This is a genomic window from Microbacterium sp. W4I20, assembly GCF_030816505.1.
Taxonomy (GTDB): Bacteria; Actinomycetota; Actinomycetes; order Actinomycetales; family Microbacteriaceae; genus Microbacterium.
In genome coordinates this window covers 2,295,780-2,318,052 of the sequence record NZ_JAUSYB010000001.1, presented here as the reverse complement: position 1 = coordinate 2,318,052, position 22,273 = coordinate 2,295,780, and the positions used below count along the sequence as shown (strand labels likewise).

The 22,273-nt window shown below is 68.2% G+C and carries 26 protein-coding genes and 1 pseudogene; 16 read left to right on the top strand and 11 right to left on the bottom strand.

Features of this window, described 5'->3' with window-relative positions; translation table 11 throughout:
* Positions 1-7 precede the first annotated feature (7 nt).
* From QFZ21_RS11265 to QFZ21_RS11240, 6 genes and pseudogenes are all read right to left on the bottom strand, one after another.
* Positions 8-751 (bottom strand): SHOCT domain-containing protein, encoded by a 744-nt coding sequence (locus tag QFZ21_RS11265; protein WP_307381300.1) that lies wholly within the window; start codon positions 749-751, stop codon positions 8-10.
* Positions 752-838: 87 nt separating this feature from the next.
* Positions 839-937 (bottom strand): annotated as a pseudogene (locus QFZ21_RS11260) (DUF2510 domain-containing protein); the annotation flags it as partial.
* A gap of 91 nt (positions 938-1,028) precedes the next feature.
* Positions 1,029-2,531 carry a SulP family inorganic anion transporter gene (locus tag QFZ21_RS11255; protein ID WP_307377890.1) on the bottom strand — a complete coding sequence of 501 codons (1,503 nt, stop codon included), beginning with the start codon at positions 2,529-2,531 and terminating at the stop codon, positions 1,029-1,031.
* 122 nt (positions 2,532-2,653) lie between these two features.
* Positions 2,654-3,574, bottom strand: a complete 921-nt coding sequence (locus tag QFZ21_RS11250) for a G5 domain-containing protein (RefSeq protein ID WP_307377888.1) — start codon at positions 3,572-3,574, stop codon at positions 2,654-2,656.
* A 419-nt stretch (positions 3,575-3,993) separates the two neighbouring features.
* On the bottom strand, positions 3,994-4,299 hold the full coding sequence (locus QFZ21_RS11245; RefSeq protein ID WP_307377887.1) for an EthD family reductase: 306 nt from the start codon (positions 4,297-4,299) through the stop codon (positions 3,994-3,996).
* 112 nt (positions 4,300-4,411) lie between these two features.
* Positions 4,412-4,975 carry a hypothetical protein gene (locus QFZ21_RS11240; RefSeq protein WP_307377885.1) on the bottom strand — a complete coding sequence of 188 codons (564 nt, stop codon included), beginning with the start codon at positions 4,973-4,975 and terminating at the stop codon, positions 4,412-4,414.
* Between the two features lie 116 nt (positions 4,976-5,091).
* Here QFZ21_RS11240 and QFZ21_RS11235 point away from each other — a divergent pair, with 116 nt between their 5' ends.
* The 3 genes from QFZ21_RS11235 (at position 5,092) to QFZ21_RS11225 (ending at position 7,147) form a co-directional block, all read left to right on the top strand.
* Complete coding sequence (locus QFZ21_RS11235) at positions 5,092-5,862, top strand: aspartate/glutamate racemase family protein (protein ID WP_307377882.1); 771 nt, start codon at positions 5,092-5,094, stop codon at positions 5,860-5,862.
* 76 nt (positions 5,863-5,938) lie between these two features.
* Complete coding sequence (locus QFZ21_RS11230; protein ID WP_307377880.1) at positions 5,939-6,547, top strand: TetR/AcrR family transcriptional regulator; 609 nt, start codon at positions 5,939-5,941, stop codon at positions 6,545-6,547.
* A gap of 3 nt (positions 6,548-6,550) precedes the next feature.
* On the top strand, positions 6,551-7,147 hold the full coding sequence (locus QFZ21_RS11225) for an HAD family phosphatase (RefSeq protein WP_307377879.1): 597 nt from the start codon (positions 6,551-6,553) through the stop codon (positions 7,145-7,147).
* A gap of 88 nt (positions 7,148-7,235) precedes the next feature.
* On the opposite strand, the gene QFZ21_RS11220 is transcribed toward QFZ21_RS11225, so the two are convergent.
* Together QFZ21_RS11220 and QFZ21_RS11215 are read right to left on the bottom strand one after the other, a co-directional pair.
* A complete protein-coding gene (locus QFZ21_RS11220) occupies positions 7,236-7,796 on the bottom strand; it encodes a dihydrofolate reductase family protein (protein WP_307377878.1) in 561 nt (186 codons plus the stop codon).
* Positions 7,793-8,284 (bottom strand): MarR family winged helix-turn-helix transcriptional regulator, encoded by a 492-nt coding sequence (locus QFZ21_RS11215; protein ID WP_307377876.1) that lies wholly within the window; start codon positions 8,282-8,284, stop codon positions 7,793-7,795. Before QFZ21_RS11215 ends, QFZ21_RS11220 begins: the two co-directional genes overlap by 4 nt.
* A 90-nt stretch (positions 8,285-8,374) precedes the next feature.
* Here QFZ21_RS11215 and QFZ21_RS11210 point away from each other — a divergent pair, with 90 nt between their 5' ends.
* Positions 8,375-9,304, top strand: coding sequence for an NADP-dependent oxidoreductase (locus tag QFZ21_RS11210; protein ID WP_307377874.1), 930 nt, complete (start codon positions 8,375-8,377; stop codon positions 9,302-9,304).
* A 118-nt stretch (positions 9,305-9,422) separates the two neighbouring features.
* On the opposite strand, the gene QFZ21_RS11205 is transcribed toward QFZ21_RS11210, so the two are convergent.
* Together QFZ21_RS11205 and QFZ21_RS11200 are read right to left on the bottom strand one after the other, a co-directional pair.
* Positions 9,423-10,103 (bottom strand): hypothetical protein, encoded by a 681-nt coding sequence (locus tag QFZ21_RS11205; protein WP_307377872.1) that lies wholly within the window; start codon positions 10,101-10,103, stop codon positions 9,423-9,425.
* A 34-nt stretch (positions 10,104-10,137) separates the two neighbouring features.
* Positions 10,138-10,800, bottom strand: a complete 663-nt coding sequence (locus QFZ21_RS11200; protein WP_307377870.1) for a stage II sporulation protein M — start codon at positions 10,798-10,800, stop codon at positions 10,138-10,140.
* 149 nt (positions 10,801-10,949) lie between these two features.
* Here QFZ21_RS11200 and QFZ21_RS11195 point away from each other — a divergent pair, with 149 nt between their 5' ends.
* Complete coding sequence (locus QFZ21_RS11195; protein ID WP_307377868.1) at positions 10,950-11,420, top strand: hypothetical protein; 471 nt, start codon at positions 10,950-10,952, stop codon at positions 11,418-11,420.
* 120 nt (positions 11,421-11,540) lie between these two features.
* Here QFZ21_RS11195 and QFZ21_RS11190 read toward each other — a convergent pair whose 3' ends face one another.
* Positions 11,541-12,269: a GntR family transcriptional regulator gene (locus QFZ21_RS11190; protein WP_307377866.1), complete on the bottom strand. Its 729-nt coding sequence runs from the start codon at positions 12,267-12,269 to the stop codon at positions 11,541-11,543.
* A gap of 143 nt (positions 12,270-12,412) precedes the next feature.
* Here QFZ21_RS11190 and QFZ21_RS11185 point away from each other — a divergent pair, with 143 nt between their 5' ends.
* From QFZ21_RS11185 to panB, 11 genes are all read left to right on the top strand, one after another.
* Positions 12,413-12,565 (top strand): hypothetical protein, encoded by a 153-nt coding sequence (locus QFZ21_RS11185; RefSeq protein ID WP_307377864.1) that lies wholly within the window; start codon positions 12,413-12,415, stop codon positions 12,563-12,565.
* 46 nt (positions 12,566-12,611) lie between these two features.
* Entirely contained in the window at positions 12,612-13,232 is a 621-nt protein-coding gene (locus QFZ21_RS11180) for a hypothetical protein (protein WP_307377862.1), read from the top strand.
* 131 nt (positions 13,233-13,363) lie between these two features.
* The gene (locus tag QFZ21_RS11175; RefSeq protein WP_307377860.1) at positions 13,364-14,695 is read left to right on the top strand and encodes an extracellular solute-binding protein; all 1,332 of its coding nucleotides are present in this window, start codon (positions 13,364-13,366) and stop codon (positions 14,693-14,695) included.
* On the top strand, positions 14,692-15,678 hold the full coding sequence (locus QFZ21_RS11170) for a carbohydrate ABC transporter permease (RefSeq protein ID WP_307377859.1): 987 nt from the start codon (positions 14,692-14,694) through the stop codon (positions 15,676-15,678). The genes QFZ21_RS11175 and QFZ21_RS11170 overlap by 4 nt, the downstream gene beginning before the upstream one ends.
* Positions 15,679-15,680: 2 nt before the next feature.
* Positions 15,681-16,589, top strand: a complete 909-nt coding sequence (locus QFZ21_RS11165; protein WP_307377858.1) for a carbohydrate ABC transporter permease — start codon at positions 15,681-15,683, stop codon at positions 16,587-16,589.
* A 55-nt stretch (positions 16,590-16,644) separates the two neighbouring features.
* Positions 16,645-17,916, top strand: coding sequence for a 6-phospho-beta-glucosidase (locus QFZ21_RS11160; RefSeq protein WP_307377857.1), 1,272 nt, complete (start codon positions 16,645-16,647; stop codon positions 17,914-17,916).
* Positions 17,913-18,938, top strand: a complete 1,026-nt coding sequence (locus QFZ21_RS11155) for a BadF/BadG/BcrA/BcrD ATPase family protein (protein WP_307377855.1) — start codon at positions 17,913-17,915, stop codon at positions 18,936-18,938. The genes QFZ21_RS11160 and QFZ21_RS11155 overlap by 4 nt, the downstream gene beginning before the upstream one ends.
* 297 nt (positions 18,939-19,235) lie before the next feature.
* Complete coding sequence (locus QFZ21_RS11150) at positions 19,236-19,961, top strand: Rossmann-like and DUF2520 domain-containing protein (RefSeq protein WP_307377853.1); 726 nt, start codon at positions 19,236-19,238, stop codon at positions 19,959-19,961.
* Positions 19,958-20,824 carry a pantoate--beta-alanine ligase gene (panC, locus tag QFZ21_RS11145; protein WP_307377852.1) on the top strand — a complete coding sequence of 289 codons (867 nt, stop codon included), beginning with the start codon at positions 19,958-19,960 and terminating at the stop codon, positions 20,822-20,824. The genes QFZ21_RS11150 and panC overlap by 4 nt, the downstream gene beginning before the upstream one ends.
* A complete protein-coding gene (gene panD / locus QFZ21_RS11140; RefSeq protein ID WP_307377851.1) occupies positions 20,824-21,216 on the top strand; it encodes an aspartate 1-decarboxylase in 393 nt (130 codons plus the stop codon). The genes panC and panD overlap by 1 nt, the downstream gene beginning before the upstream one ends.
* The gene (gene panB / locus QFZ21_RS11135) at positions 21,213-22,082 is read left to right on the top strand and encodes a 3-methyl-2-oxobutanoate hydroxymethyltransferase (RefSeq protein ID WP_307377850.1); all 870 of its coding nucleotides are present in this window, start codon (positions 21,213-21,215) and stop codon (positions 22,080-22,082) included. The genes panD and panB overlap by 4 nt, the downstream gene beginning before the upstream one ends.
* Positions 22,083-22,273 lie beyond the last annotated feature (191 nt).

Genomic DNA, 22,273 nt, shown 5'->3' with positions numbered 1-22,273 from the left:
CTTGGGGTTAGAGTCCCGCCAGCAGCTTCGCTTTCGCCCCGGCGAACTCTTCGTCCGACAAGATTCCTTCTCGGTGCAACTCTGAGAGCTCCCGAATTCGGTCCGAAAGTGTCGGCGCAGCCGGGAGGGTCGTGGCGACCGCAACAGCCTCGATCGCGACCTCGGGTTCCGCGGCGGTACTGATGCCGAGTACGGCGTTGCCGGCCTCGACCAGCGCCATCGCGACAGCGTTATGTTCCTTCTGCGTCACGTTCATCCACCCGTTGCTCTTCTGATTGACCAATGTGTGGATGGTCTTGTCCGTCGCGATCACCAGGTTCGACTTGCGAGCAGAATTCGCTGCGATCTGAGCGACACTGCTCGTAGCCAGACCGATCGCGGTGCCTTTGCTCAGGATCCTGCCGCCCTTGATGATCCCAGACATCGCCTGCATGACCGCACCCTCGATGGGCGAGCCCGGCTCATCCGCGGTCGCTTTCTCGGCTTCGGGGGAAGCGAACGAAATAGACCGAAGCCTTTCGTACGGAGTGTTCTTTGCGATGCCTACGGCGCGCTCATTTGTCTCACCGCCGCCGGCCACGCGTACGTACCCGCCCTCGTAGATCTCGATCGTTGCGGTGCCGAAAACGCCGCTTGTAACCAGCGCGCCTGCGGCTTGGGCGCGCTCGCTGTGCGCCCGTGCCTCTTCCTCTTTCGTGGCCTTCTTGTCGGCCGCGGCCTTTTTCACGGCTGAACCGAGCTTCGAGAACATCCCGGCGCCCTCACTCGACTCATTCGTTGCGACCACTACTGCGACCGCGCCGGGAGTCGGTGCCGGCGGTGGCGTCGGGGCAGGTGGCAGCGGGCTTCGAAGATGCTCGGTCCACCCTGTCCCGTCCCAGTACCGCTCGTTTCCACTGCCGTCCGGGTACCAACCCGCTGGTGCTTGCTCACTCACGCCTTCATATTGGCATGGGGATTGGACATGGGGATATCGGTAGGTGTGACCGGCTCGCCGTTGCCGTCACGCCGCGCGTTGCCTGAGGCGTCTAATCGAACCCACCCGTCAGCCTTCCCCGCATCCGCTGACTGCTCTCGTTCATCCCGACGATCTTCACTGTCTTCCCCAACGCCACGTACTTCGTCTCAATCGCATCCAACGCGGCAACAGTCGACGCATCCCACACATGCGACCCCGTCAGATCAATCACCACGCGAGATGGATCCGATGAGTACGAGAACAACGTCGTCAGATCATTGCTCGAGGCGAAGAACAACTCCCCCTCCACGACGTACGTCGCAACCCCCTCATCAGCAGACAGAGAACGAGTAACCGTCACGAAATGCGCCACCCGCCGCACGAACAGCACCGACGCGACCAGCACTCCACCGACAACCCCGACCGCCAGGTTGTGGGTCACCAGGACCAACGCAACCGTGGCCACCATCACGAAGGTCTCGCTCTTCGGCATCCGCTTCAACGTCGACGGGCGCACGCTGTGCCAGTCGAACGCGCCGATCGCGACCATGATCATCACGGCCACGAGCGCCGCCATCGGGATCGTCCCGACGAAGTCCCCGAAGACAACGACCAAGAGAAATAAGAACAGACCGGCGCAGAACGTCGAGATGCGGGTGCGGGCTCCGGACGCCTTCACGTTGATCATGGTCTGACCGATCACGGCGCAGCCGCCCATGCCGCCGAAGATGCCCGACAACACGTTCGACACTCCCTGCGCCCACGCCTCGCGTCCCTTGCGGGAGTGGGTATCGGTGATCTCGTCGACGAGCTTCGCGGTGAGCAGCGACTCCAGCAATCCGACCACCGCGACCCCGAGTGCGAACGGCGCGATGATCGTGAACGTCTCCCACGTCAGCGGCACGTTCGGGATGAACAGCTCCGGAAGACTGCGCGGCAGCTCGCCCTGGTCGCCGACGGTCGGCACGGTGATCGCGAACGCCAGCACGACGCCCGTCACGATCACGACCGACACGAGCGGAGCCGCCACGATCTTGGTGATCTTCGGCATCACGATCATCACGATGATGCCGAGCGCCACCAGCGGAAACACCAGCCACGGCACATCGATCAGCTGCGGGAACTGCGAGCTGAACACGAAGATCGCCAGCGCGTTCACGAACCCGACCATGACGCTCCGGGGGATGAACCGCATCAGCTTCGCGACGCCGAGCACCCCGAGGATCACCTGGAAAACCCCCGCGAGGATCACCGTCGCGATGAAGTAGTCCAGCCCGTACGTCGGCGCGACCGGAGCGATCACCAACGCCACGGCTCCGGTCGCCGCGGTCACCATCGCCGGACGTCCACCGAGAAACGCGATCGACACCGCCATGATGAACGACGAGAACAGCCCCACCTTCGGATCGACCCCGGCGATCACCGAGAACGCGATCGCCTCGGGGATCAGCGCGAGCCCGACGACGAGTCCGGCCAGGACCTCTCGGGTCAGCATCCGCGGATTCTTCAGCGCCTGAAGCACCGTGGGATTCGCCCGATAGCGGGCACGATCGTCGACCGTCGTTGCAGACATGGATGCTCCAGGGAAGGGCGCCCCGAGAATGAGGCAGACGTTCCAGCGTAGAGCGGATGCTGGGGGGACGCCGTCCCAGGGCACCTACGCGACTGGCGCAGGCAAACCCCCTGAACTACGCCTCACTTGTCGCAGGCGATCCCGTCCCCGTCACGATCCAGGTCGTACACGTCGGTGCCGACTACCCGCAGGGGGCCGTCGATGTACGACGGTCCGTCGCCGCTACCGCCTTCGCAGTCCACGTCGGAATCGATCGGGACGCAGACGCCCTCGTAGTTGCCGTCGCATTTGCTCGGCGCCTGCACGAGCGGCACCGGTGCCGGCTGTCGCGTCCCGTTCGAGGTCACTTCATTGACCGGTGCGACGGTCACGGCCTCGCTGGCGAGCTCCCGCGAGACTTCCTCGCCGTCCACGTACTTCACTCGGTATGTGGTCACCTTCGTGCCGTTGACGCCGATCGTCGTGATCACGGTCTTGCCGATGTCGATGTTCGCGTCGTCCACCGTGGTGCGCTCGAAGGGGATGACCGCGGACTCCTCGACCTCTTCGAACGTCGTCGGCTTCGGTGACGGAGACGGAGAAGGCTTCTCGGTCGGCGTCGACGCGAACGGCTTGGCCTCGGCCGCATTGTTCGCATTGCCAGCGTTCGAGCCGGGGCCGCCGAGCGCCGCGTTGGCTCCGGTCCCAACGAACATCAGCACGAAGGCAATTCCGAGCGCAGCCCACGCAGCTCCGCGCGAACGCACGCGGAAGAGCTTGGCCGAGCCGCGCACGATCGCGTAGATCGCGACGAAGAACAGGACGAATCCCGCGAGCATGAGGATCGCACCCAGGCTCCGGGTGAGCAGCGTGATCACCAGGATGACTGCACCGATGATGAGTGCCACGACGAGCTTCGACGACTTCGCCGCCGGTGCCTCGGCCACGGCTACCGGCATCTGACCGAGCGGTGCAGTGTGGTGCGTCCACTGCGTCCCATCCCACCAACGTTGCTGCGCGGGCTGGTTCGGGTCGGCGTACCAACCCTGAGGTGTTTCTGGCATCGTTGCCGTCTCTCTGCTCGGGTGTCACTGAACGCTACCGATATATCGGACGCGCGAGCGTATCGATTTGATGCCGACTGCTCCAGGTATCAGGAGTGGGCCGAGCGACCTCCTGATACACGAGGGCCGGGCGATTCCGGCCTCGCGATGCAAAGGAGCAACCCGCATGAGAGTTTCGGCCTACCACTCGAGCAATCCCAGTGACCCGGACGTTTACCACGTGTACGACGATTGCGTCAGCGGTCGCCAGATCCCGGCTCAGAATCGGCTACCCGGCACCGGTGGGTACCGCATCTGCGAGCACTGCAACCAGCGCTGAGTGACGCGGCGGACCGTCGACTGCTCGTCGACGGTCCGTCGGGCGCGCCATGCCCTGCAACTTAGAGCGATGTAGTCACCACCCGTGCACCAGCATCCGCTCACCCCTCCTCGACATCCGAGAACAACCCGATGAACGGCACCCCCGTTCCGACGAGCTTCTGGAAGAACTCTCCGGCGGCCGGAACCGCGACGGCCGCCGAAGCCGCCTCGTAGGTCTCGAAGTACAGGTCGAGGGTGCGATGTGCGGGCGTCGGCGTTCCGTCTTCCTTGGGCCAGACCTTCGCGGATTCCAGCCGCTGCAGCCCGGGGAGCTGCGCCGCCAGAGTCTTGATCTCGGGGTAGACGTTCTCGAACGCCTCCGGGTCGGTGGGGTTCTCGATGACGAGCGTGACCTTCGTGGACATGATCGTGTGTTCCTTTTCTCGGTACTGCGTCAGACGGCCGGACGGCCGTAGGTCTTTAGGATCCGAAGCCAGACCCCGCTGATGGGCTCTTGCTGGCGGTCTCGATGGACGGTCACACCCCAACCTTCTTCCGCAGCAAAACCGTCAGCCGCACCGCCGACACGAGGAAGAACACCGCACCCACCAGCGCGTAGCCCGCGACCCCGACGATCATCCCGCTGCCCTGCAGCCCCTGCGCGGCGAATGCCCCACCGGCCAAAACCGAGATGCCGCCGGACAGCATCTGCGGAACCTGTCCGCCCGAACGACGGTTGCGGATCGCGGTGATCAACTGGGGCAGTCCCGCGCTGATGGCCCACACGCCCCACACGGTCAGCGCCAGCGACAGTGACACCGTCGACGCCCAGCCCAGCCCGATCGCGACGACCACGCTGACGACGACGTTGATCCACTCCGAGACCTTCGCCCGACGGCCATCGCCCTCGGAGCGGATCTGCCAGAAGACGGATCCCGCGTCGAACAGCGGATACACGATCAGCAGGACCGTGAGGAACGGGCCCGCGGCACCGCCGGTCGCGAACAGCAGCGCGGCCCACACGACGGTGAACCCGAAGCGGACGAAGTAGAGCCGGCGCAGCGCGCTGCTCAAGGGGGAGGAGGAGACGGATGCAGACATGAGAAGCCACTTTCTGAAGAAGATCGACCGGTAGAGTTACTAGTACGTCTACATCGGACGATAGACCCGTTCGACCTCGAACGCAAGCCGCCCCACGACCGCCAGGGATAGATTCAATGGATGCGCACCGCCTCCCCCTCGACCCGCACGAACAGCGAGCGACAGCGATGAAGACGATCGGCGTCCTCGGCGGAATGAGCTGGGAATCCTCGCTCGAGTGGTACCGCCTCGCCAACGAACGCGTGCGGGAACGCCTCGGCGGCCATCACTCGGCGCGCATCATCCTCGACTCGCTGGACTTCGCCGAGATCGAAGAGCTCCAGGTCCGCGGCGACTGGGATGCCGCCGGAACCCTGCTCGCCGACCACGCCCGCGGCCTCGAGCGCGCCGGCGCCGACCTGATCGTGCTCTGCACCAACACCATGCACCTCGTCGCCGACCGGATCGAAGACGCGATCAGCATCCCCTTCCTCCACATCGCCGACACGACGGCCGCGGCCGTGCTCGCATCCGGCATCCGCCGCGTGGGGCTGCTCGGCACGGCGTTCACGATGGAGAAGCCGTTCTACCGCGAGCGGCTCGAAGCCCAGGGCATCGAGGTGATCGTCCCGAGCGCCGAGAGCCGCGCCGGAGTGCACGCCGTCATCTACGACGAGTTGGTGCACGGCATCATCCGGCCCGAATCGCGCGCCTTCTACCGCGAGGTGGTCGACGAGCTCGTGGCCCAGGGCGCCGAGGGCGTCATCCTCGGCTGCACCGAGATCGAGCTGCTGGTCTCGGCCGCGGATTCACCGGTGCCAGTCTTCCCGACGACGGCCCTGCATGTGGATGCCGCGCTCGCCGCAGCGGGAGTGGGCGCCCCCGCCACCCCCAAGAGAGAGAACTGACCAGTACGTCCACCCGCAGAATCATGAAATCCTGAAGGCGCTGACGCGACCCGCCCGATCCAGACCGGAGCCCGAGATGCACGACGAAACACCCGCCCCCGCGGCGAAGCCTTCGGGCGGTGCGAACACACGCCAGCGGATCCTCGACGCCGCCAACGAGCTCTTCTACACCCACGGCATCCGCGCGACGAGCGCCGACCGCATCATCGACCAGGTCGGCATCACCAAGGTCACCTTCTACCGCCACTTCCGCACGAAGAACGACCTCGTCGTCGCCTACCTCGCCCAGCAGTCGGCCGCCGAACAGGCCTGGATGCTGAGCACCGTCGACGACGCCGACCCGCTCGCCACCGCCCGCACGATCGCCGCCGGCATCGGGGCGGCCAGCTGCACCCCGGGCTTCCGCGGGTGCGCGTTCATCAACGCCGCCGCCGAGTACCCCGACCGCGACGATCCGGTGCGCGTCGCCGTCGACACCCACCGCGGATGGATGCGCGACTTCTTCGCCGGGATCGCCGAGAAGGCGGGCGTGCGCGACGTGGATTCGGTGGCGAACCAGCTGATGATCCTGCGCGACGGGGCGATGGTCAACGGCTACCTCGGCGACCCGCCCACGGTCGCGGACTCCCTCGGGGCCGGTTTCTCGTCGATCCTCGGGTCGGCCGGCGCACGCGAGAGCCACTGACCGATGGCCACCATTCGTGCGGTCGTGTTCGACCTCGACGGCGTCGTCCGACAGTTCGATGAGGCTCACACCACCGCCATCGAGACCCGGCACGGCCTCGCGCCGGGCGCAGTGGTGGATGCCGCGTTCGAGCCCGAACTGCTCGCCCAGGTGACGACCGGCCGGATCTCCCGCCGCACCTGGGTCGGCCGCGTCGCCAAGACGCTCGGTTCGACGGCAGCGGCCGAGGAGTGGGGGCGGCAGCCCTCCGAGGTCGACACCGAGGTGCTGGACATCGCGGATGCGCTTCGCGCCGCCGGCATCCGCACCGCCATCCTCACGAACGGCACCGACACGATCCCCGCCGAGGCGGAGCAGCTCGGCCTCACCGCGCACTTCGACGCGATATTCAACTCTGCCGAGATCGGGTGGGCGAAGCCGGATGCCCGCGCGTTCCAGCACGTGCTCGATGCGCTCGGGCTCGCGGCATCCGAGGTGTTCTTCACGGACGATTCGGCGAGCAAGCTCGTGGGGGCAGTGGAGGTGGGGATGCTGACGCATCGCTTCACGTCAGCGGAGGGGTTGCGCGGGGCGTTGCGGGCGGTGGGTGTGCTCGGCTGAGTCGCGTTTCGTCTCGCTTCGCTCGCTCAACGACCGGAGACGTTTCGTCTCGCTTCGCTCGCTCAACGACCGGGGACGTGCGCCCGTGTCAGCGCCGCGGTCGGTACCGCTGCACCACGACACCCGACCGGAACTCCTGCCGCTCCACGAGCTCCAACTCCACCCGCGCACTCAACCCCGCGAGCAGCGTCGGACCGTGCCCGGCGATGACCGGATGCACGACGAACACGTACTCGTCGATGAGTCCGAGCTCGGCCAGCGCGAGCGGAAGCGTCACACCGCCGACGGACAAGTCCCCGCCCGGCTGCTGCTTCAGCGCCTGGACCGCGTCGCCCAGATCACCCCGCACGAGCTCGGCGTTCCAGTCGACCTCGGTGAGCGTGCTCGACACGACGTACTTCTTCGTCCGATCGATGGCCTCCGCGAACGGGATCTCCCACTCGCCCATCCAGTCCGGCCATACGCCGTCGGCCGGCCGCCGCCACGCGGATTCCATCATCTGGTACGTCACGCGGCCGTAGAGCTCGGCATCCGATCGCTCCATCTCGGCCGTCCAGAAGCGCATGAACTCCTCGTCGGGCGGCATCCCCGCCTCGTGGTGCACGCACCCGTCGAGCGTCACGTTGATCCCGTACCGGAGTGGTCTCACTTCTTGCGCCTTCCCGCCGACCGCGGGGGATTCGCCCGCAGATGTCCGCTGACCTGGGTCATCACCCGCGCGAGCACCTCGACATCGGCCTCGGCCAGCGGATCGAGCAGCAGACTCCGCACGGCCTCGATGTGCCCGGGGAAGACCTTCGCCAGCACGTCGCGCCCCGCCGCCGTGATCGCGACGATCGTGCTGCGCTCATCCTCGGGCGACGGCGACCGCGTGACCAGTCCGCGCTCCTCAAGTGCCTGCGCCTGATAGGTCAGACCGCTGCGGCTGTACACGACGCCGTCGGCAAGATCGGTCATCCGCTGGCTGCCGTCGGGCGCATCGCCGAGCCGCGCGAGCAGCTGGAACTGCACGTAGCTGAGCTGGCCGACATCCTTCAGCTGCTTCTCGACCGCGTGCCGCAGCAGGCTGCTCACCTCGGAGAAGGCGAAGTAGGCCGCGAGCTCGGTCGGAGAGAGCCGAGGAGATGGGGTGCTCATCCCTCCAGTATACGTATTGCTTCGAATTCGAAGCAGTGCTACTGTCAGGTTATTGCTTCGAATTCGAAGCACCAACGAGAGGATGAGATCATGAAGGCAGTACGGTTCCACGAAGTGGGCGGCCCCGAAGTGCTCCGGTACGAAGACGTCGCGCAGCCCACTCCGGCAGCAGGACAGGTGCGGGTGCGCGTCGCAGCATCCGCCTTCAACGCCGCCGACAACGGCATGCGGGCGGGCTTCCTCCCGATCCCCGTGGTGCTCCCGCACGTCCCCGGTTACGACGTCTCGGGCACGGTCGACGCGGTCGGCGACGGCGTCGACGAGTTCGCGGTGGGCGACGCGGTGATCGGTTTCCTGCCGATGGCCGAAGACGGAGGCGCGGCCGAATACGTCGTCGCCCCGGTCGACGCGTTCGTCGCGGCACCCACCTCGGTGCCGCTCGCGGATGCCGCCGCACTCCCCTCGGTCGCCCTCACTGCACGCCAGGCGCTCTTCGACGACGGAGGACTCGAGGCGGGTCAGCGGGTGCTCATCGTCGGCGCGGGAGGGGTCGTCGGCAAGTACGCGATCGCCCTCGCCACGCGGGCCGGCGCGCACGTGATCGCCACGGCCAGCCCGAGGAGTGCGGATGCCGTCCGTGCCGCCGGCGCGGACGAGATCATCGACCACACGCAGACGGGTGTGCTCGACGCGGTCTCGCAGCCGGTCGACATGCTGCTCAACCTCGCACCGATCGAGCCGGACGAGTTCACCGCCCTGGTGCGACTCGTGCGCGACGGCGGGGTCGTGGTGAGCACCACCGCCTGGATGCCGGCGCCCGACGACGCCGAGCGGAACGTGCGCTCGGTCGTCGTCTTCGTCCGCAGCGATGCCGAGAAGCTCACCGAGCTCGTCTCGCTCGTCGACAGCGGCGACCTGACCCTGGAGGTCACGCGCCGCATCCCGCTCACCGAGCTGCCGGCGCTGCATGCCGAAGCCGCGCAGGGGAGGGTCGTGGGCAAGGTGATCGTGGTGCCGTGAGCGAGTGGTGTGCGCTCGGAAGGTGAAGTGCGCTTCGCAAGGTCGATTCCGCGGCATCCGTCCTTGCGAAGCGCACTTCTCCTTGCCGGGTGTCGACTCCTGGCCGCCCGCTGCCCGCTCAGTTGCCGAGGCCGTCGAGCATCCAGTGGTAGCGGAGCCGGAGGCCGCGCTCCATGCTGGCCAGCGCCGCACCGGTGCCGAGGGTGATGTTGAGCCAGAGGGGGAGCTGGATCGGGGAGACGAACGTGCCGAAGCGCTCCGCGATGGGTGGGATCTCGGAGATCACCTGCACCAGTTGCGGGACATTCACTCCCACACCGATGATCAGGACGACGATCGCGGTGGCGGCGATCCAGCGGCTCGCGACCGGATGCGTCTGCTCGAGTCGCAGGCGGCGACCGATCGCAGATCTCGGATGCGGGGTGAGGCGGCGCTCGGATCGGTCGGGCCTGACGTAGTGCATCCGTCTGAGGCCGTACGACCCGGCCCGCACCTGGATCACGCCGCCCTCGACCGCGAAGGCCGCCGGCAGCTTCGACACCACGGCCTGCGCTCCGTCTCGGTAGAGATGGGCGCGTGGGTCGCCGTCTTCGTGGGACCGTATGTCCACGGCATAGATCACGTCGGGCCCGCCCGGCCGCGGCACCGCGAGCGAGAACAGCTTCCGCCCCGACACGAGATGCCACCAGCGGAAAGGCGGGAGCGGACGCCCGTCTCCGCGCTTCTGACGGCGGGGCATCGTGCCGTCGTCGGCATCGCCGAGCATGCCGAGCGCGTCGGCATCGTCTTCGTCGAACATGGGGGTGTTCCTCTTGAAGATCGTGGTCAGGAACTCAGAGCAGCAGCTCGGCGAGCGGATGCACGAGGTAGCGCAGCGAGTACGCCTCCCAGATCGCTCCGATGACGAGCAGCACGAGCGCCGGGAGCGCGAGCAGGCCCAGCTGCCGCAGACCTCGGAGATACCCCTGGCGCCGGTTCTTCGCTCCCGCCGTGCGCGGGAAGAGCCAGTACTTGCCGATCAGGAAGGCGCCCAGCAGGAACAGCACGTACGCCTGCAGCTCGATCAGGAAGGTCAGCGAGTGCGGGATGAGCGCGACCCAGCCCGTGTCCGAGCTCGGGACGAGAGTGATGCCGGTGGTCACCGACCAGTACCCGAAGAAGGCGAGCCCCGCGAACGGCACGATGAGCGACGGCAGCACGATGGTCAGCGCGCTGAGCCGGAAGAGATTCACGCCCAGGATCGTCAGCGCGAACAGGGGAGGCGTGTTGACGAGCCAGCGCACGAGCTCGCCGGTTCCGTCCTCCTCGAGACCTGCGGCTTCGGCGGCGACGAGATCCGGGAAGGTCATCCCGATGACGAAGCCGAGGAGCGCGAGCCCGTAGGCGGCTGCGTTGAGGATGAGGTAGACGCGCATGTTCTCGCGCACGACCCGAAAGGGCCTTCGCCAGAAGCGCACGGGCTCGGCATGGGGGAGAGAGATCTGCTGAGTGGACATCCTTCCATCGCACTCCATCGCCGCCTTCGGGCACAGTGTCCCCGTGTCATGAGAAGGGGTGACCGGTGTCACCTCATTCCATGACAGTGCCCTTTCGCCACGGCGGATGCTGCGCCAGGATGGGCAGGACGACGACCGAGGAGGCCGCCATGTCCACGACTCTCACCTCGCAGCGCGCCGCCGTCGGCGCGGGCTTCGCCGGTGTGGTCGTGGTCGGACGGATCCGCCGTGTCCTGCTCCTGTCGGCATTTGCGGCGCTGGTGTATTCCGGGATGCTGACGGGCAACAGAGGCGCGTGCGTGGACGGCGCAGACACGGGCGGGGATTCGTATTGCGTGACGCTGACCCTCGGGCCGAGCCCGCTGGTCTACGTCGCCATTGCCCTGATCGTGCTCCTCGCACTCGGCCGCGTGATGAAGGCGACCGACGAACGCGCGGCGCTGCGTACGCTCGACCGCGCGGCCCTTATCGTCATCGTGCTGGTGGTCGCGGCGAGCGTGATCTCGTGGGTGTGGTTCGGGATGATCCCCATCGACGAGTTCCTGAGGGGCAGGGCATCTGTCTTCAGCCCGTTCCCGTTCGGGTTGATCAACGTGGCGGACTCGCTGCCGGTGTCCTGAGCCGGGCGGCGATTCCCGCGCGTCGGCCTGCTCGCTCGCATCGCGGGATCTGTAAAGAGATTTGGCACGTGCCCCGAACGTGTAAAGAATCGCGCCCATTCTTTACATGTCGACCCCGCCCTACCTCCGCAGCATCGTGCTGTAGAACCGGTACACGTTGGCCCGGTACCGCGTGCTGCCGATGAGGATCGGCAGGCCGACGGCGTCGAACGCGGTCTCGGCGCCGAGCAGCAGCGGGCTCCCGACCGGCACGTCGAGCAGTTCCGCTTCGCGGTCATCCGCCCCGATCGCCTCGACGACGAAGTTCGAGCGCGCGGGTTCGGTGCCGAGCGCGCCCATCTCGGCGTACAGCGACGTGTCTTCGAGGTCGACGTGCTCGATGCCGGGGGTGCGCTCGAGCAGGATCACGCCGTGATCGATGCAGATCGGCGTCTCGCCGAGTGAGCGCAGCCGCTCCACCTCGAGCACAGGGCTGACCGGCGCCGCCATGAGCTGATGCGCCTCGTCGAGCTTCGCTTCGCGGACGACGTGCGACAGCACCCGGGTACGTGGCACGACACCGCGGCGCCGGGCCATCTCGGTGAAGCTGATCAGCGTGCGCGGCGGCTCACCGAGCGGCGCCTCGTTGACGAACCACCCCGACTGCGGCGCCGAGCTGACGAGCCCCTCGTCGGCGAGCATGCCCAGCGCCCGCCGCAGCGTGGTGCGGCTCACCTGCAGCCGATCGACGAGTTCGCGCTCGCTCGGCAGCCGGCCGGTGGACCCGAACGAGCCGCCCCGCACGAGCCGCCGCAGATGCTCGGCGGCCGCCTCCGATGCCCCGGTCTTCGTCGTGCGCGCCGCTGCCATGGGGAGAGACGTCGGCTCTGACAACCCATCGCTCATCTTGATAACCAATCTGGTTTTTTGGACTGATTTGGTCCATTTTGGTTTGTTTCGCTGGTCGCACCACCCTACAGTGACGGAGCAGCCCCACACGAGAAGAGAATCCCTTGACCCTGCCGTACTCCATCAGCTCCACGGTCGACGAGATGAGCGCGACCCTCGCCGCCCGTCTGGTCGAAGCGATCGCTGCGGCCGCCGCCGACGGCCGCAACCTGCTCGTCGGGGTCCCCGCCGGCCGCACGCTGACCCCGCGTCATTGACGCCCTCGCCGCACAGCTGCGCGAGACGCCGCACGACCTCCGTCACGTGCGCTTCGTCCTGATGGACGACTACGCGCTGCCCGACGGCGAGAGCTGGACGGCGCCCCCGGTCACCGCGCATTACAGCTGCCGCCAGTACGGCGAGCAGCTGATCGCGACACTCACCGACGCGGTGAAGCCGCTCGCCGGCATCGGCGCCGCACACCTCTGGTCGCCCGATCCCGCCGACCCGTCGTCGTACGACGCCCGGATCGCGGATGCCGGCGGCATCGACATCTTCTACGTCGCGGTCGGCTCCTCCGATGGCCACGTGGCGTTCAACCCGCCCGGCACGCCGATCGACAGCCGCACCCGCATCATCCCCCTCGCCGACTCGACGCGGGCCGACAACCTCGGCACCTTCCCCGAGTTCGGCTCGCTCGACGACGTGCCGACCCACGGCGTCAGCGTCGGCCTCGCGACCCTCGCGGATGCCCGTCGCATCGAGGTCGTCGTGCACGGCGCCGGCAAGGCCGCATCGACGGCACGCCTCCTCGGCGCGGACGAGTTCGACCCGGAGTTCCCCGCGACCTTCGCCCTGCAGCACGACAACGTGCACGTGAGCCTGGACCGCGCCGCCGCCGGCCGGCTGCCCGCGAACGCCGACACCGCTCCTGCGGAGCACTAGCGCGCACACGCCCCACGGATGCCGGCGCGCCCGAGCGCCGGCATCCGAGGAACAACCGCACCACCCGAAAACCCGCACCACCCGAAACCCCCGCACCACCCGAACCGCATCACCCCAACGGAGGAGTACACATGCGCACTCGACCAGCAGGACTCGCCGCCATCGCCGTGGCCGCCCTCGCCCTGACCGCCTGCGGCACCGGACAGGGGCAGGCCGACGGAGGCGAGGGCGGACCGGACGACAAGACCCCGATCACCCTCTCGCTGTGGAGCTTCTTCACGGATCGGGAGCAGGGCGTGATCGATGCCCGCCTCGAGGCGTTCCAGAAGGAGTACCCCTGGATCACCGTCGACCACACCGGCGGCCAGAACGACGACACGCTCCTGCAGGCCGTGCGCGGCAACACCGCCCCCGACGTCGCGCTCTCGGGCAACAGCGAGGCCGTCGCCAGCTACTGCTCCACGGGTGTGTTCCAGAACCTCGAGGATCGCATCAAGGAATCGGATGCCGACATCGACAGCATCCTCCCCTCGACGCTGGCGTACACGTCGTACGAGGACGAACGCTGCGCTCTGCCCGTGATGGCCGACGTGTACGGCCTCTACTTCAACCAGGACATGCTGGATGCCGCGGGCGTCGAGGTTCCGAAGACGTGGGATGAGCTCGCCGAGGCCGCGAAGAAGCTCACCGTGCGCAACGCGGACGGCAGCATCCAGGTCGCCGGCTTCGTGCCGCTGCTCGACTTCCAGGAGAACAACGTCGCGACCTTCACGCCGGGCTGGGACCTGACCTGGTACGACGAAGACGGAGCCGCGGCCATGGCCTCCGACCCGCAGTGGGCCGAGATGCTCGAATGGCAGAAGGAGCTCATCGACTGGTACGGCTACGACGACCTGCAGGAGTACGTCGCGGGCCTCGGCGCCGAGTTCTCGGCCGAGAACCCGCTGCACACCGGCCGTCTCGCGATGGCGGTCGACGGCGAGTGGCGCGTTGCCTTCATCGACGACCAGGCACCGGACCTCAACTACGGCACGGCACCCATGCCGAGCGTCGACGAGGCCGGCTACGGCGGCGGCATCATCAGCGGCACGACCGTCGGGATCCCGCGCGGATCGAAGCACTCGGATGCCGCGTGGCTGCTCGCCGAGTACCTCGCCACCGACACCGAGAACCTCGTCGACCTCACCCTCGAGCTGCGCAACGTCCCCACCACGACCGGCGCGCTGGAGGACGAGAGCATCCGCACGATCGACCAGTTCAACGTGATGCTCGACATCGCCGCGAACGAGAACACGCGCTCCGTGCCCGGCACGCCCGCCGGTGCCGCACCGCGTGAGCTCATGGGCCAGTTCCTCCAGGGCTGGCAGGCCGGCGACGAGACCGACGTCAAGAAGGGCCTCGCCGCGGTCGCGAAGCAGATCGACAGCCAGATCTCCCAGGCATCCGGAGGGAACGCGCCGTGACGACGGCGACCCCCACGCGGAGCGGTCAGGCGACCATGTCGCCCGGCCGCTCCGCGGCGCTCCGGCGGCGGGTCCGGCGACAGCGGCTCACGATCCTGGCGTTCCTGAGCCCGGGACTCATCGGACTCACGCTGTTCTTCGGCTACCCGCTGCTCGCGAACCTCTTCTACTCGTTCACCCGCTTCGACATGGTGAACGCCCCCGAGTGGATCGGCTTCGCCAACTACCAGTTCATGTTCGACGGCGATCAGCAGATCGGCACCGCGATCCGCAACACGCTCGTGTTCTGCCTTGTCTCGGTGCCCGTGCAGCTGATGTTCTCGCTCGGGATCGCGGCCACCCTCGCCCGGGTCCGATCCGGCGCCGGCATCTACCGCACCCTGTTCTACCTGCCGACTCTGCTGCCGCCGGTCGCCGCGGCCATGACGTTCTCGTTCGTACTGAACCCCGGCACCGGCCCGGTCAACGCGGTCCTCGGCGCCCTCGGCCTGCCGAAGCCGCTGTGGTTCAGCGACCCCGCACTGTCGCAGCTGTCTCTGCTGATGCTCACGACCTGGGGCGTCGGCAACACGATCGTGATCCTGCTCGCCGCGGTGCTCGAGGTGCCGGTCGAGATGCAGGAGGCCGCACAGATCGACGGCGCGAGCGGGTTGCGGCGCTTCTGGCACATCACCCTGCCGACCATCTCGCCCGTGATCCTGTTCTCGACCATCATGGGCGTGATCGGCAGCCTCCAGCTGTTCGCACAGCCCTACGTCGTCAGCACCGTGATCGGCGGCGGCTCCGGACTCACCGCCGACAACATCGGCTACCCGCAGAACACCCTCCTGTTCTTCACCGAGGTGCTGTACCAGCAGGGCTTCCGCTACTTCAACATGGGCTACGCGGCGGCGCTCTCGATGGTGCTGTTCGCCGCCACGCTCATCGTCACCCTGGTGCTCATCCGCGCGACCCGCGGACGTGTGCACGGTGAGGAAGGCTGACCATGACCGCCATCATCGATCGACCGACGGCATCCGTCCCGCGTTCCGACAGCACGCCCTCGCAGCGTCAGACCAGAGCTCGCGCCCGCCGTCGCCGGCTGCTCGCCGCCGTCGGCCGGCACGCGTTCCTCATCGCCCTGCTGCTGATGTTCCTCGGGCCGCTGTTCTTCATCATCACCACGGCGCTGATGACCAACGACCAGGCGCTCACGAGCCGCATCTGGCCGGATCCGGTGAACCTCGCCAACTTCGTCGAGGTCTTCGACAAGGTGCCGCTGCTGCGGTACATGGGCAACACGCTGCTCGTCGCCGCGTCGAGCACGATCCTCGCCGTGGCCACCAGCATCCCGGTCGCGTACGCCCTCGCGACGTTCCGGTTCCGGGGTCGGCGCGTGCTGTTCGTCGCGGTCATCGCCGCGATGATGCTGCCGCCGCAGGTGACGATCGTCCCGCTCTACGCCGCCTATGCGCAGCTGGGGCTGGTCGGGTCGCCGCTGCCACTGATCATCCCGGCCCTGTTCGGCGACGCGTTCACGATCTTCCTGCTGCGCCAGTTCTTCGTGTCGGTGCCGCGGGCGTACCTCGACGCGGGACGCATGGACGGAGCATCCGAGTTCCGCCTGCTCTGGACCGTGTTCCTGCCCATGGTGAAGCCCGCCATCGCGGCCGCCGCGCTGTTCGCCTTCTTCTACAGCTGGAACGACTTCTTCAACCCGCTGCTGTACCTCGGCTCCAACCAGGAGTGGTACACCCTGTCGATCGGGCTCTCGCAGTTCCGGTCGGTGCACTCGGTGCAGTGGAACCTCACCATGGCGGCCACCCTGCTGTTCGTCATCCCGGTGATCGTGCTGTTCTTCTTCGCGCAGAAGCAGTTCGTGCAGGGCATCGCGCTCTCGGGCGTGAAGGAATGAGAGCGGCAGCATCCGCTCTCTCAGACATCGACGAACGATTCGGAAGGATCCCCACATGAAGGTCGCGGTCATCGGAGCCGGCTCCACGTACACCCCCGAACTGGTCTCGGGCCTCGCCGCCCAGCACCACCGGCTCGCCGTCGACGAGCTGGTGCTCATGGACGTGCACGCCGAACGCCTGTCGGTCGTCGGCGAATTCGCGAAGCGGATGCTGGCGCACCAGGGTCTCGACACCCATGTCACCCTCACGACGGATCGCACGGAGGCCGTGACCGATGCGGATGCCGTGCTCATCCAGCTTCGCGTCGGCGGGCAGGCCGCCCGGCTCGGCGACGAGACGTTCCCGCTGGAGTGCGGCTGCATCGGTCAGGAGACGACCGGTGCCGGCGGGCTCGCCAAGGCGCTGCGCACGGTGCCGGTGGTGCTCGACATCGCCGACGAGGTGCGACGGGTCGCGAAGCCGGATGCCTGGATCATCGACTTCACCAACCCGGTGGGCATCGTCACCCGGGCGCTGCTCGACGCGGGGCACAAGGCCATCGGGCTCTGCAACTACGCGATCGGCGTGGAGCGCTGGGCGGCTCAGCTGCTCGACGTCGAGCCGGCGCGGGTGTCGGTCGATCCGGTCGGGCTCAACCACTTCTCGTGGACGCGGCGCATCCTCGTCGACGGCGAAGACGTGCTGCCCCAGCTGTTCGCCGAGCGGATGCCGGACGTGCTCGAGAAGTACCCGTTCCCGGAGGAGCTGGTCCGGCTGATCGGTGCGATCCCGTCGTACTACCTGCAGTACTACTACTTCCACGATGTCGTCCTGGAGCGTCTGCGCACCGAGACGCCGCGGGCGACCGTCGTCGCCGGGCTCGAGGCCGAGCTGCTCGAGCTGTACCGGTCGCCGCTGCTGCTCGAGAAGCCCGAACAGCTCGCCCACCGCGGGGGTGCGTTCTACAGCGAGGCCGCCGTCGACCTGCTGGCGTCGCTGTATGCGACCGAGCCGACCGCGCATGTGCTGAACGTGCGCAACGCCGGGCTCATCCCGGGGCTTGCCGACGACGACGTGATCGAGACCCGCTGCCTCGTCAGTGCCGCGGGCGTCGTCCCGCAGCCGCAGGCGACCGTGCCGCCCGAGCTGCTCGGACCGATCCAGCACGTCAGCGCCTACGAGCGGATCGCTGCCCGCGCCGCGGTGTCGGGCGACGAGGACGACGTGCGCCGGGCGCTGCTCGCGCACCCGCTGATCGGACAGTGGGGTCAGGTCGAGGGTCTGCTGCCGAGGCTGCTGGAGTCGGGTGCTGCGCACCTGCCGCAGTTCGCGGGCGAGGGGGCGTGAGTTCTTCGGCCGTGCCGCGGGCTGACGGGCGTGGGCGGGCTGACGGCACTGGGTTCGTGCTCGGGGTCGACGTCGGCAACTCGAAGACGCTCGTCGTCGCGGCCGACCGTGACGGCCGGGTGGTCGGTGTCGCCTCGGGGCCGGGGGTGGCGTCGGGACTGGGCGACCTCGACGCGATGCTCGATCCGCTGCTCGACCTCGCCGAACGCGCGAGCGGTGCGCGGTCGGGCTTCGACGCCGCGTGCCTCGCGATCGCCGGGATCGACCTTCCCGCGCAGGAGGAGGCCATGTCGCAGCGGGCGGCCGACGCCGGGCTCGCCGATCGGCTGAGCGTGCTCAACGACACCTTCGCGCTGCTGCGCACGGTTCCCGGTGACCGGGGTGACGGCGTGGCCGTCGTCGCCGGGGCCGGCATCAACTGCGTCGGCGTGCGGGGTGACGTGCATGTCCGCTATCACGCGATGGGTGTGGTCAGCGGCGACTGGGGCGGCGGGGGAGACCTCGGACGCCAGGCGCTCGCACTCGCCTGCCGTGCAGAGGACGGCCGCGGCGCGCAGACGCTCCTCGCCCAGCGTGTGCCGCAGCACTTCGGTCTCGACCGGCCGTTGCAGGTGACCGAGGAGATCATGTTCGGCCGGCTCTCCGAGCACCGCCTCGTCGAGCTCGCACGCGTCGCACTCGAGACGGCGGCGGCGGGGGATGCCGTGGCGCAGACCCTCATCGGACGCGTGGCGGCGGAGGTCGTGACCTTCATCGAGACGACCCGTCGGCGCCTCGACTGGCACGACGGTCTCGGGCCGCTGCCCGTGCTGCTCGGCGGTGGTCTGCTGCAGTCCGGCAACGAGTTCCTGCTCGAGAGCATCCGCGAGCCGTACGCCGACGGCGACCGCGCGACGATCTCGGTGGCGACCGTGCCGCCCGTCATCGGATCGCTGCTGCTCGCGTACGACCTGCTCGATGGGGATGCGCCGGATGCTGCGCGGCTCGCGGCGCAGGTGGCGGGTGCGCTCGCCGCATCCTGAAGCACGGGGTTCTTGGAGACTCGTCGCGCGTGCCGAGAAACCGGCGTGCGCTTCGGAAGGAATCATGCGCTTCGCAAGGCCGCATTCCCGGCCTTGCGAAGCGCATTTCTCCTTGCGGCGGTCCGGACCGGCCATGTCGGGCCGGGAGCGATCTGCTTATTTGAAGTCGGTAGAACTGGGCGGTCTGCCCACTCCGGGTAAGTAGCAACTGTCTGTTTGATCCCAGATTTGGAGCGGATGCCGCGGTAGGCGGATACTTTTGGCATTCGGGCTTCCCATCTCAGCCCGGGAATCGACATGCAGACCACCTCCCTCCTCGCGTCTGAGACGACCATCGCCGTGATCGGTGCCGGGCGTCTCGGCAGCGTTCTCGCCCGGGCACTCCGGGCCGCGGGCTTCCAGGTCCTCGGCCCGCTTCGCCGAGACCAGTCGATGCCGAAGGCCGACATCGCGCTGCTCTGCGTGCCGGATGCTGCCATCCCCGCCGTCGCGTTCGTCTCGCGTCCGCATGTGCCCCTGGTCGGTCACGTCTCCGGGGCCACGTCGCTCGATGACGTCGACTTCAGCCTCCACCCGCTGCAGACCTTCACCGGATCCGAGACTCCGGACGTCTTGCATGGCATCGGCGCCGCAATCGCGGGTCGCACGCCCGAGGCGCTCGAGACTGCCGAGCAGCTCGCCCGCGCCCTCGGTATCCTTCCATTCACGGTCGGCGACGAGCACCGCGCGAGCTATCACACGGCGGCATCCTTCGCCTCGAACTTCGTGCTCACCGTGCTCGACGCGGCCGAGCAGCTCGCTCGCACCGCCGGCGTCGATCGCAGCCGGCTCGTCCCGCTCGTGCGCCAGACGATCGACAACTGGGAAGCCGACGGCGCCGCGGCCGCCCTCACCGGGCCCATCGCCCGCGGCGACGAAGCCACGGTGGCGCGGCAGCGCGCAGCATCCGGAGAATACGCCGACCTCTTCGACGCGCTCGCCGCCGCCACCCGAACCCTCGCCGAGAAGAGGGAGCCGGAATGAGGATCCTCCGCACGATCGCAGAGGTCCGGCTCGCCGTCGGCGCCGCCCGGCGAGAAGGCGGGAGCGTGGGCCTCGTTCCCACGATGGGCGCGTTCCACGAGGGACACCTGTCGCTCATGCGCCGAGCGCGCGAGCAGAACGATCTCGTCGTCGTCTCGCTCTTCGTCAACCCGACGCAGTTCGGTGCGAACGAAGACCTCGGTGCGTACCCGCGCGACGAGGCTCGAGACGCCCGGCTCGCCGAGGCCGAGGGCGTCGACATCCTCTTCGCGCCCGCGGCATCCGAGATCTACCCCGACGGCTTCGCGACGAACATCCACGTCGCCGGGGTCACCGACGTGCTGGACGGCGCGAGCCGCGGCCCCCACCACTTCGACGGCGTCGCCACCGTCGTCACGAAGCTGTTCGGCATCGTCCGACCCGACGTCGCCTACTTCGGGCAGAAGGACGCGCAGCAGGTACTCGTCGTCCGCCGCGTCGTGCGCGACCTCGACCTCGACGTGCGCATCGACGCATGCCCCATCGTGCGCGAGCCCGACGGACTCGCGATGAGCTCGCGCAACGTCTACCTCGACGCGGATGCTCGCGCGCGAGCCACCGCTTTGAACCGGGCGCTGGATGCCGCAGCATCCGCCTTCGAGGAGGGGGAGCGCGATGCCGACAGCATCCTCTCCGCTGCCCACCGCGTGCTCGCCGACGCCGGGATCGCGCCCGAATATCTCGAACTGCGCGACGCCGAGACCCTGCAGCCCGTCGCGCGCGTCGAGGCAGACGCCCTCCTCGCCGTCGCCGCCCACGTGGGGGCTGCCCGGCTGATCGACAACCACCTCCTTTCCGTCCTCCGAACGAGAGATGCGAGCTGATGCGCCGCACCATGCTGAAGTCGAAGATCCACCGCGCGACCGTCACCGGCAGCGACCTCCACTACGTCGGCTCGATCACCGTCGACCCCATCCTGCTCGAGGCCGCCGACATCCTGCCGCACGAGCAGGTGCACGTGGTCGACGTCGACAACGGCGCCCGGTTCGAGACGTACACGCTCGTGGGCGAACGCGGATCCGGAGTCATCCAGGTCAACGGCGCCGCCGCGCGGCTCGTGCACTCCGGAGACACGATCATCGTCATCTCCTACGCCGATTACTCCCGCGAAGACCTCGCCGAGTATGAGCCGCGCGTCGTGCATGTCGACCGCGCCAACGGCATCATCCAGGTCGACGACGCGGTCGACCGCCTGCTGACCGAGGCTGCGCTGTGAGCGCGCACGCCGCTCCGCGCAAGCGCGTCACCCTCGCGGAACTCGGCGCGAAGAAGGATGCCGGTGAGCCGATCGTCGTGGTCACCGCTTACGATCATCCGAGCGCGCAGATCGTCGAGGCGGCGGGCGTCGACATCGTGCTCGTGGGGGACTCCGCCGCGATGACCGTGCTCGGCTACGACAGTACGGTGCCCGTGACCGTCGACGAGATGCTGATGCTGACGCGCGCTGTCCGGCGCGGGCTCACGGTGCCGCTGCTGGTCGGCGACCTGCCGTTCGGCTCGTACGAGGCGTCCGACGAGATCGCGATCGCCACGGCGCAGCGCTTCCTCAAGGAGGGCGGCTGCGACCTCGTCAAGATCGAACGCGGCGGATCGACGGTCGACCGCGCGCGAGCCCTGGTGCAGGCCGGAATCCCCGTGGTCGGACACGTCGGACTCACACCGCAGACGGCCACCGCCCTCGGCGGATACCGGGCACAGGGACGAACGGCGGATGCCGCGCTCGCCGTCATCGACGACGCCCTCGCCCTGCAGGATGCCGGCTGCGCGATGCTCGTCGTCGAGGCCGTGCCGTCGGAGGTCACCGCGGCGCTCGTGCCACTCCTCGACATCCCGGTCATCGGCATCGGTGCAGGAGCGGATGCCGACGGGCAGGTGCTCGTCTTCCACGACCTGCTCGGCCTGTACGACGGGCCCGCGGCCAAGTTCGTGAAGCGGTACGCGGGGTTGCGTGAGGAGGCCATCGCCGGGGTTTCCGCGTATGCGTCGGAGGTGCGCGGCGGCGTGTATCCCGGGCCCGAGCACGGGTACGGCATGGCCGCGGAAGAGGCTGCGCGGCTGCGGGAGCTGCTCGCCGCGCGGTAGTTCTCGGCGCAGCATCCGCTCCTCCCGGCATCCGCTGTGCGCCCCACAAGGAGATGCGCGCCTCGCAAGGACTGAATCGCGGATTCCGTCCTTCCGGGGCGCACATCGCCTTTCGTGGACGGGACAGGAGATGCTCGTCGCGGTAGTTCTCGGCGCGGCATGCCTGGCTCTGCACCGAAGTGCCGATCGCG

Coding starts and splice junctions, on each gene's coding strand:
- QFZ21_RS11265 (WP_307381300.1), bottom strand. CDS start 751: ATGTTCTCGAAGCTCGGTTCAGCCGTGAAAAAGGCCGCGGCCGACAAG.
- QFZ21_RS11255 (WP_307377890.1), bottom strand. CDS start 2,531: ATGTCTGCAACGACGGTCGACGATCGTGCCCGCTATCGGGCGAATCCC.
- QFZ21_RS11250 (WP_307377888.1), bottom strand. CDS start 3,574: ATGCCAGAAACACCTCAGGGTTGGTACGCCGACCCGAACCAGCCCGCG.
- QFZ21_RS11245 (WP_307377887.1), bottom strand. CDS start 4,299: ATGTCCACGAAGGTCACGCTCGTCATCGAGAACCCCACCGACCCGGAG.
- QFZ21_RS11240 (WP_307377885.1), bottom strand. CDS start 4,975: ATGTCTGCATCCGTCTCCTCCTCCCCCTTGAGCAGCGCGCTGCGCCGG.
- QFZ21_RS11235 (WP_307377882.1), top strand. CDS start 5,092: ATGGATGCGCACCGCCTCCCCCTCGACCCGCACGAACAGCGAGCGACA.
- QFZ21_RS11230 (WP_307377880.1), top strand. CDS start 5,939: ATGCACGACGAAACACCCGCCCCCGCGGCGAAGCCTTCGGGCGGTGCG.
- QFZ21_RS11225 (WP_307377879.1), top strand. CDS start 6,551: ATGGCCACCATTCGTGCGGTCGTGTTCGACCTCGACGGCGTCGTCCGA.
- QFZ21_RS11215 (WP_307377876.1), bottom strand. CDS start 8,284: ATGAGCACCCCATCTCCTCGGCTCTCTCCGACCGAGCTCGCGGCCTAC.
- QFZ21_RS11210 (WP_307377874.1), top strand. CDS start 8,375: ATGAAGGCAGTACGGTTCCACGAAGTGGGCGGCCCCGAAGTGCTCCGG.
- QFZ21_RS11205 (WP_307377872.1), bottom strand. CDS start 10,103: ATGTTCGACGAAGACGATGCCGACGCGCTCGGCATGCTCGGCGATGCC.
- QFZ21_RS11200 (WP_307377870.1), bottom strand. CDS start 10,800: ATGTCCACTCAGCAGATCTCTCTCCCCCATGCCGAGCCCGTGCGCTTC.
- QFZ21_RS11195 (WP_307377868.1), top strand. CDS start 10,950: ATGTCCACGACTCTCACCTCGCAGCGCGCCGCCGTCGGCGCGGGCTTC.
- QFZ21_RS11190 (WP_307377866.1), bottom strand. CDS start 12,269: ATGGCAGCGGCGCGCACGACGAAGACCGGGGCATCGGAGGCGGCCGCC.
- QFZ21_RS11175 (WP_307377860.1), top strand. CDS start 13,364: ATGCGCACTCGACCAGCAGGACTCGCCGCCATCGCCGTGGCCGCCCTC.
- QFZ21_RS11165 (WP_307377858.1), top strand. CDS start 15,681: ATGACCGCCATCATCGATCGACCGACGGCATCCGTCCCGCGTTCCGAC.
- QFZ21_RS11160 (WP_307377857.1), top strand. CDS start 16,645: ATGAAGGTCGCGGTCATCGGAGCCGGCTCCACGTACACCCCCGAACTG.
- QFZ21_RS11150 (WP_307377853.1), top strand. CDS start 19,236: ATGCAGACCACCTCCCTCCTCGCGTCTGAGACGACCATCGCCGTGATC.
- panC (WP_307377852.1), top strand. CDS start 19,958: ATGAGGATCCTCCGCACGATCGCAGAGGTCCGGCTCGCCGTCGGCGCC.
- panD (WP_307377851.1), top strand. CDS start 20,824: ATGCGCCGCACCATGCTGAAGTCGAAGATCCACCGCGCGACCGTCACC.